Raw genomic sequence first — 8690 nt, 5'->3', positions numbered from 1 at the left:
GCCGTGGCTGAGAACGATGCGCGGGCCGGAGGGATTCCCGTGGCGCCGGAGCGTAGTCACGGCACCGTCGCCCAGGCGCACGTCGTGCATGGCAAGGGGCTCGGGCACCTGCCAGACCTGCGTGCGTTCAGGGTCACTCATGGCGGAGCCGGGCGGGGGTGGATTCAACGCGGGGGAAGTCGCCAGCGAAGGGAGGAACACCCACGGGCTCACCGGCCCAGGGCTCTAATGGGGGTAGCGAGGGGGACCGGACGGCCGGCTCGATTGATGTCAGCCAAGCTTCGAATCCACGTGGGCGATGAGCTTCCCAAGGGTTTCGATCGTGTCGCAATCCTCGGGCGGGATCGAAACGTCGAACTCCCGCTCGACGACCTTGATGAAGGCCACGGCGTTCAGCGCTGATATGCCGGAATTGGCGAGTCCCCGGTCGAGATCGGGCGCGCGGCCAAGGTCCAGGTGTTCGTCGATTAGTGCCACGAGGCGGCTTTCGGTTCCGGCCATCGTTCGGCTGCCCCTCGGTGCGGGGTGGTTGGATGTAACCAGCTTCTAAAGTTAGCGAATTTTTCATGGACGGAACGTTTAAAACGGCTCAAATTTCATGTCAATACGATGTACTTTAGCGGATTCCGAGTCGGCTTTCCGGAGGCGCGTTTGTGACCGTCGAACGGGGGTCACCGTTTAGGTAAGTGGAGCCGGAACGGTATGCACTCCCCTCCTGTCTGAAACGCATCCAAGGTATCTCAGATACCCTATGGAAATCGAGACTGTCCCTTATAGTTAGGATAGGATGTTATCGTGTTCACGCCTCTATAGGTTGTCTAAGCGCCCCTTGTTGGCTCGCAGCTTCTTAAGGCTGAACTTGAGCCGCTGCTTGTTGCCCCCTTGGCGGAGCTCGAGGTCGATGTCCTTCTGGCCTCTCAAGAGTTCTTCATTGCGCGGGAACCTAATGAGGATGTCCCTTTCGATATCGAAGTCCGCCATCTTCGTGGCATTGCTTACGATCCTGAGGTGCATGAAGTAAGCTGGTGGCGTGTCGATCCTGCCCGGACGTACAAACTTGTCCTTGTTTTTGCGCTGCTGGAGGAAGATTTGGCCGCTTCGGTGCTCGTCGATGATGTGAGGAAGGGGATTTAGCGCTCCAAAATCTGGAAACACCATAGCTTGGGCTGACACGTATATGGTGTAATAGCGGTCTGCATCGGCTCGGCAGTCCTTGTAGACCTCCTCTTTCTCTTCATCATTGCGGCGCTCTTCGTGTTGTACGAAAACAGCGATTGCCCAGCAGACATCGTCCGTGAGCCAGACGCCATGTGTTATCGGAGAACCGCTACGGGAAACAACAGCCCCGAATACTTCTCCGAAACTGCCATGATCCGTGACGTGGGCTCGCTTGATGATTTTTCGTGCATCCCCGCGATCCCAGTAGACGCGTTCGTACTCGTCTTCATTGGACGAAAGGAATTGCATCGTGCAGCCAACAACCGCTACTGTCACAGCCACCAGATTTAACAGTGTCCTGTTTCTCCCCAACATGTGTCCGTCTCTCCTCTTCGCTGTGATGATATCGTTTCCGAGGAAAAAACGGGCGAGCGTGAGCATCGAACGAACCTGTGCTCAAGGCTGAGCCACTCGAGTCAGACTAGGTGCTCGGGATTGCGAGCGTTTGGGGCGGTCACCAAGGCCCTCCATGCTCCCGACTGGGAAAGTTCTCCTCGCTCCCCTTTCGCCCGCCCGCTTGGAGGACCTCCCAGGACTTTTTGCTAAACTGCCGAAAGCATGCGTCCACCGGGATCTGGAGATCGAGGCCAGGATCAAGACCTGACGGACCCTTTTGGGAACCCACGAAAACCCCCGATGAGGGTGGTAGGACCGCCGTTTCTCCCTTGGGTGCAGGAGGTCATCTGGGATGAAGAGGTGGCCGTGATCTTCCTGAAGGAATTCTGGCCTCAGGTCGTGGGGGGACCAGCTACCGAAATCGACGTCACCGCTACGTCTGCGAAAGCGCACTCTGGAGATCGGTGGGTCCGGTCGCGAACGGGAACGGTTGCTCCCGAGGATGGTTCAGCCCTCACTGTCCAAAGTAAACGGTTCCTGGAACTGGTCGCTGGATCGCCGCGTCTGGACTTCCGGCTAGTGGGTCCCCGGCCCGCCGATCAATCTGGTTGAAAAGCCCCCCTATGGAGCAAATGGCCCCGCATTTGGCGTGGCCGCCGCATTGGGGCAGGAGGTTTGGGAACCATGGCAGACCCTTTCACCATACGCATCTTTGTGCCGGACGGCGACCCAGAGGGCGTTCTCATTATCGACCGCATGAACTGGACTGGCCTGGTCTTGGTATTCCCGCGCGCCAAGTGGCCCAATATACGGAAAAGACCCGAGATGTTGCGAACCGGTGTTTATGTCCTCGACGGCTACAAGAACGACGAGGACGATCTTCCGACTATTTACGTGGGGCAGGCCGACAGTGTTGGCAGCCGGATCCAATCACACTTCACAAAGAAGGACTTCTGGGATCGGGGTGTGGTGTTTGTCTCTAGCAGTGACGGCCTGAATCGCGCCCATGTGACTTGGCTGGAGCACGCCTTGATCAAAAGGGCGGCAGAAGTGAAGCGCTACCACCTCGACAACGGTAATGCGCCACAGGAACCGGGGCTTAGCGAAGCGGAAAAGGCGGACACGCAGGGATTTCTAAACGAGATCCTACAAATCCTGCCGCTCGTCGGCTTGCGGGCTTTCAAGTACCCGAAGGCAGTCGTTACGCCCCCGCCCCCTGTTCCGCCTGGTGGTGGAGGACCTCTGCCCTCTAAGCAAGACACAATTATCGTACCAGCCCAGAAGAAGGGTTTTGACGACGTGTTCCTGGGCCAGGATTGTTGGTATGCGATCCGCATTTCCGGTGGCATGCTCGACAAGATCAAGTACATCGCCGGATACCAATCCCGACCGGTGTCGGCCATCACCCACTATGCGCCGGTGTCCCGCATCGAGTCTTACGGCGAGGCCGGAAAGTACAAGGTCATCTTCTCGGCAAAGGCGAAGACGGTCGGCCCGATCCCGTATGACGATGCGCCACCTGGGACGATGCAGGGGCCCCGCTATACCAGCATTTCCAAGCTACAGACAGCCACCAAATTGACTGACCTGTTCGGCAAGGGGTGACCATCCGTGCCCATTGTCGGTTTAGCTGCGGCGGCATTCGGTGCTGTCAATGGCCATTGATCGGCTCCCCGGCGAGGATGTCAGAGAGGAACTGCAAGGCGCTCTGGTGGGCTCGTCTGGTGTCGGCCGATACGCTCCCCTAAACGCACAACCAAATGGGGTTGTCAGCCTCGATGCATCGGTGTAATAGAACGGCGTGTAGCGCTCCCAGTCGCCAGATGGTTTCTGACCTTCGGCACTTGATTGACAGGCCGAATTCACAAAGTCTCTGAGCCAGGCAACGGAAGAGGGAAAAGGGAGGGGCGGCTTTCAGGAGCCGATATGGCTGCCTGTTCAGCTGGTCCAACATGAGGAGTCAACCACTCTACCGAGTCCGCGAAGAACCCGGCAAATAACTGAAAACGTTAATGTTCGGTAGTCTTTGACTGTCGGCCAGTTGGGACTAACAGTCCCCCCTTCTGAGAAAAAGGGGGCAATTTCCAATCGTCCAGTCTTCGTCGCCAAGTTTGTCACAACGGAGTGCGGCGGTAGGAAAACCGCCGCTCCACCGGCGACAGGAAAGTCGCTCCCATCCTTTTTCTACCGGCATTTCGCCGGGCATGGGTCGGTGGAGAAGCTCCTAGTTCGTGGGTCGGGGTCGGCGGACGGTTCCGTCGCGCTTGATGGGAATCGGCTGGGCCACGGGCGTGGCGCCGGGCTCGTGGACGATCCAATCGCCGACGCTCGCTCCCTTCGGCCGCGTTCCCGACGGCCTCCTGGCTCCTTTTCCCGGTTGGTACCGGATGGTGGAGAGGTGCGGAGTCAGCACCCGTGTCCCGCCCTGGCTCCGGGAGATCATGGCTGCCTCGAGGATTCCGGTGGTCAGCAGGGTTCGTTCCACGGGGTTGGGAGCGAGGCCCGAGGCGAAGAAGTCCTCGATGTTGAGACCCAGATAACCGAACGCGGCCCGGGCGGGACCCTCGGCGATGTGGTACTCGAGTGCGTCGGTCGATGAGCCGCGTTGCTGGGCGTAGGCGAATTTGCGGACGTAGCCGTCGCCCAGCATCAGGACCGCGGCCTCCAGTCCGTCGACGTATTCCACGAGGAAAACATGGGGATCGTAGACCTGCTTCGGGTCCAGTTGGCCCGGTCCATTCTCGATCCGGCTCAGCGCCTCATTGGCCAGCGGGATTGACCATCGGCCCGCTTCACCGGCGCGCCACACTTCTTCTCCTGTAAGGCATTGCACGGAGCGGACTCCGGTCTCGCCGCCGCGCCGCCGTTCGACGTTGGACTGGAGGACCTCCAGGGCGTGAAAGCCGTACCGCTCCACCATGTGAAATCCGATGACGAGGGCCTGGTCCACCGGCTGACCCAAGGGATGTTCCCAGTTGGGGTTGCGCCAGACGACGGGCAGAGCCGACGCGGCCCAGAGGGGGATATTCTTTGCCTTGGCCGTTTCGTACATCCAGGCCGCATCGTCCCACCGGTAGGAGAGGTGCTTGTCGTTGAAGACCGGGATGGGCCGCCCCGCTTCGCCGATGACTCCGGCGATCTGTTCGAAGAAGTAGCGCCGCGGCAACATCTCCTGGCCCAGTTCCGACCGCGGGTAGTCGCCGTGCTCCCCGATCAGCAACACGGCATCCACCGCCAGTTCATCTCCTCCCAGGGTCAGCGCCGCCCGGATGCTCTCGTACAAGGGGATCTCGAACTCGTAGGCGATCTGGCGGCCGACGTCACGCTCGTGAATCTGGTCGATGTACAGCGAGACGATCGTGGACCGGGGTGGAATGACGCCCTCGTCGGTGGGAAATCCGCGGAGGAACTTGTCGACGATGACCCCCGCATGACTGTTGGGAAAGAAGGTGGTCACGACGGCGGCGATCCGGAGCGGCCGCGAGCGGTTGCCGGTGTCCGGAGGCATAGGGACCGATTCTGTCCGTGGCTGCAAACATCCGGTCTCGATCGTCGATTCGTTTGCGTCCGGTCCTGAACAGGCTGCGCCGAACGCCGCCAGGACGGCGGCCAACAGAATTCCGGGAAACGACCTGCGGATGAACGATGTCTTCCGGATCGTCCCGGCCAATTCCTATTCCCTTCTATTCGACCGGACTCGGCGGCTTACCTGAACTGCAGCGAAAACAGATCGGCGTCTTTCATGACGAAGCGGAGCCGCACCGGTTTCTCGGAAATCCGTCTCAAGGGCTCGTCTGAGGTGGCCCTGGAATGGGAGCGCTCCCAGCGGACGGTGTGCTCGATTTCGTCCCCCCAGATCAGGGGCGATTCCTCCAGAGCGAAGCCGGGGAGCGGTCTGCCCTCGGCATCCTGAATCTCCAGGTGAATGCTTCCGGCGGCCGACGTGGCGAAGTTGAGGACCAGGTTGGTCCCTTGGAACAGCAGGGGCTTGGTCAGCAGCTCTCCGCCGGAATAGTCCGCAGAGGCAGACGCGAAACCGTCGGTGCGCAGGACCATCCGTTCCAAGTGGCAGCTGGGAGAGGTGTAATGGCGGGCCACGTAGATCGAAATCTCATCGCCGGCGGTGGGCAGCACTCCGGCCGCGATCATGTTCGTGCGGTGCACCCAGCTCCTGGGGTCCCGTCCGGGCCGCACGAACGCCTCCATGAAGCGCCGGTCCCAGTGCACTCCGTCCCGGCTGCTCATGAAGACCCCTTCCGATACGCCGGAACCGGAAACGTCCTGGTGAACGGTCCTCCACTGAACGAAACGCTTGGGAAAAGCCAGGTAGATGTGAGGCGCCCGGAAATAGGGCGCGGTGGCGTTGGTGTAGAGCTGTTCCCGGGGAGTGTCGCCGTAGTCGGCATACGTGCCCGGGGGCCAGTCGACGAAATTATCGGAATGGGAGAACTTGATAGACCGGACGCCTTCATGACCGGACCGGTAGATGGCCGAGTAACGCTGCCGCACCGAATCCCAGAAGGCCACGTTCAGTGAATCGAAGTGTCCGTCGGTGATGATGGGCTCGTCCCGGACCTTGCTCCAGTGGATTCCGTCGGGAGAAACGAAGCCCAGCAGGACCGGTTTTCCGCCGATATTGCTCGACCCTACGGCCTTGTATCGTTGCGAATCCGGAGCATCGGGATTTCCGTCCTTGAAGGGGGCGAAGTTGTGCCCTCCGGCCCGGTTTCCGATCCAGACGATGTTGTTGTCCTTGGATCCCTCGAACTCGATCAGCCCCAGGGAGGGACGGGTCCAGTGGATCCCGTCCGGGCTCTCGGCGTAGCAGGCCACCTGCTCATGTTCCGGAATGGGTGTCTCGCCCGGTTTCATCAGCGACTTTATGGTGTATCCGGCATGGCTGCTGCCCCGGTAGTACATGCGGAAGATGTCGCCGTCCTGGAAGACCGAGTGGTAGGCGCTGGTGGTGCCTTCCCAGGGTTTGTCGTGTTGCATGACGATGCCCGCGGGCTGCGGCGTATGAAGGCGGAGGCGAACGCCGTCCATGGACTCGATGAGGGCGTCGTCCACGAACAGCTCCAAACGGGACCCGATGTCGAGCGGAGAGGTGGAATCCGCTCCGGCCAAGACCTGCCCGAATGACACCAGAATCATGACGGTTACAGCTATCGCTTGTTGCATTTCAGGCGTTCCCCTCCCTCTCATTTGAAAATCCGGTTTCTCTTGCGCGCTTGAGACCCCTATCATGACACGGGGAGGAAAGAAATGGCCGCAACTAATCCAAACCGGAAGAAATTCCGGCTCACCGTTATCTTCGTCGCTCTCGGTCTCTTGACCGGATCGTTGACCCTGGCGAAACCCGACATCGAGATCACCACGCCGATGCCTCCGCCGGCCTGGGCCATGGCCCAGTGGGCGCTCATCGATTCCAACGCCGAGGCGGCGTCCGTGGCGGCCGACAAGTACGTCGACGTCCGCGGTTGGATGCGGATCACCCCCAACTGGGGGGCCATGGACGGCCCCGACGACGTCACCGAAACCTATCGCGATCTGCCCATCCTCTACATGCTGGGGGGGCCGCCCGAGATCCTGGCCTTGCACAAGAAGATCTGGGAAGGACACCTCGACCAGTTCACGGAAGCCCGGGAACCCCTGGTGGCGGCGGCCAAGGACGGCATGTTCTACCGGGAGTTCTGTCCGCAACTCGACTGGGAGCACACGGGCGAAGGGATGGCTCCCTGGTACTGGTACGGTCTCGCCCGCCCTCAGGACCCGCAATACCTGATCCGGGCCCGGCGCTATGCCGGCTTCTACATGGACGAGGACCCCGAGGCTCCCAACTACGACCCGGAGAAAAAGATCATCCGCAGCCTGTTCAACGGAAGCCGGGGTCCGCTGTTGACGCCGGCCACGGAGTATCACTGGGGTGGGAACCCGCGGCCCCGTCACGACCCCCGGCCGGGGCAACCCCCGAGAACGGAGCGCTGGACCCGGATGGGATACACGGTCAACCTGAGCGGCGACCACCCCCAGAACATGCTGGCCACGAACCTGGCCATGACCGCGTACATGTTGACCGGGGAGGAGAAGTACCGGGACTGGATTCTGGAGTACGTCGACGCCTGGGTCGATCGGGCCGCCCGCAACGGCGGCAACCTTCCCAGCAACATCGGCCTCGACGGGTCCATCGGAGGCGAGTGGGACGGCAAGTGGTGGGGCGGAGTCTACGGATGGAACTTCCGTCCCAAGTCGGCCGACGGATCGGACAATCCGGGCAACAACTACGTGATGCGGGGCGCCCGGGTCGGTTTCGGCATCGCGTTCATGCTCACGGGCGACCGCAAGTACGTGGACACGTTGCGAGCGCAGATCGAGAACATGTACGCGGCGCAGAAGGTCATCGACGGACGCCTCATGGTCCCGCACAAGTACGGCGACGACGGTTGGTACGCCTACATCGACAACAGCAACCGCCGCGGCGGGAACGTCAATTTCTGGTCGCTCCCGGAGTTGACCGACATCTACACCTGGACCCTGGAGGAGTCCGACCTGCCCCGGGTCGCGGAAGAGCCCTGGGTCCGGTACCTGCGGGGTGATGACCCGGACTTTCCCATGGAGGCGATGGCGCATGATCTGGACGTGATCCGGAGGCAGGTCCAAAAGGTGCGGGAGGATACCCGGACGACGGACACCCGGCAGGCTCCCGACATGCCGGTGGTCACCTCCGTCAGCAGCCTCCACAACCTCATGCTCGGGGCCAACGATCCGGGCAGCGGCGGCAACGTGGTGCACGCGCAGCTTCGCTATTTCGACGCCGGGGAGCGGCGGCCGGGCCTGCCCCGGGGGGTGGGTGCGCTGGTCGAAAAGATCGGTCCCGCCGGCGTCACCCTCGTCCTGGTCAATACCAACCCGGTGGAGAGCCGCGAGCTCGTAGTTCAGACCGGCGCCTACGCCGAGCACGACGCCGTGGCGGTTACGGTCGATGGCCGCCGGATCGAGGTGGGGGACTCCAGGTTCACCGTCCGCCTGGACGCCGGCGCCGGTTCACGTCTCTCGATTCAGATGAAGCGCTACGTGAACCCACCGACGTTCGCGTTTCCGTGGGACCGGAGCGGCGGTCTCTGACCGCCGAACCG

The 8690-nt window shown here is 61.4% G+C and carries 6 protein-coding genes; 2 read left to right on the top strand and 4 right to left on the bottom strand.

Annotated features, from left to right (window positions below; translation table 11 throughout):
* Positions 1-270 precede the first annotated feature (270 nt).
* Positions 271-501 (bottom strand): acyl carrier protein, encoded by a 231-nt coding sequence (locus OXT71_12455; GenBank protein ID MDE2927202.1) that lies wholly within the window; start codon positions 499-501, stop codon positions 271-273.
* A 306-nt stretch (positions 502-807) separates the two neighbouring features.
* Complete coding sequence (locus tag OXT71_12450; protein MDE2927201.1) at positions 808-1599, bottom strand: hypothetical protein; 792 nt, start codon at positions 1597-1599, stop codon at positions 808-810.
* A 639-nt stretch (positions 1600-2238) separates the two neighbouring features.
* Between OXT71_12450 and OXT71_12445 the strand changes: the two genes are divergently transcribed.
* The gene (locus OXT71_12445) at positions 2239-3159 is read left to right on the top strand and encodes a GIY-YIG nuclease family protein (protein MDE2927200.1); all 921 of its coding nucleotides are present in this window, start codon (positions 2239-2241) and stop codon (positions 3157-3159) included.
* Positions 3160-3778: 619 nt separating this feature from the next.
* On the opposite strand, the gene OXT71_12440 is transcribed toward OXT71_12445, so the two are convergent.
* Together OXT71_12440 and OXT71_12435 are read right to left on the bottom strand one after the other, a co-directional pair.
* Positions 3779-5062: a hypothetical protein gene (locus OXT71_12440; protein ID MDE2927199.1), complete on the bottom strand. Its 1284-nt coding sequence runs from the start codon at positions 5060-5062 to the stop codon at positions 3779-3781.
* Positions 5063-5259: 197 nt separating this feature from the next.
* Positions 5260-6735 carry a hypothetical protein gene (locus OXT71_12435; protein ID MDE2927198.1) on the bottom strand — a complete coding sequence of 492 codons (1476 nt, stop codon included), beginning with the start codon at positions 6733-6735 and terminating at the stop codon, positions 5260-5262.
* A gap of 84 nt (positions 6736-6819) precedes the next feature.
* Between OXT71_12435 and OXT71_12430 the strand changes: the two genes are divergently transcribed.
* A complete protein-coding gene (locus OXT71_12430) occupies positions 6820-8679 on the top strand; it encodes a hypothetical protein (protein ID MDE2927197.1) in 1860 nt (619 codons plus the stop codon).
* The last annotated feature ends 11 nt before the right edge of the window (positions 8680-8690 follow it).

It is taken from the genome of Acidobacteriota bacterium (genome assembly GCA_028874215.1).
Classification (GTDB): domain Bacteria; phylum Acidobacteriota; class UBA6911; order RPQK01; family JAJDTT01; genus JAJDTT01.
The sequence above is the reverse complement of the archived record's forward strand: the minus strand, read 5'-3'. Positions and strand labels throughout refer to the sequence as shown.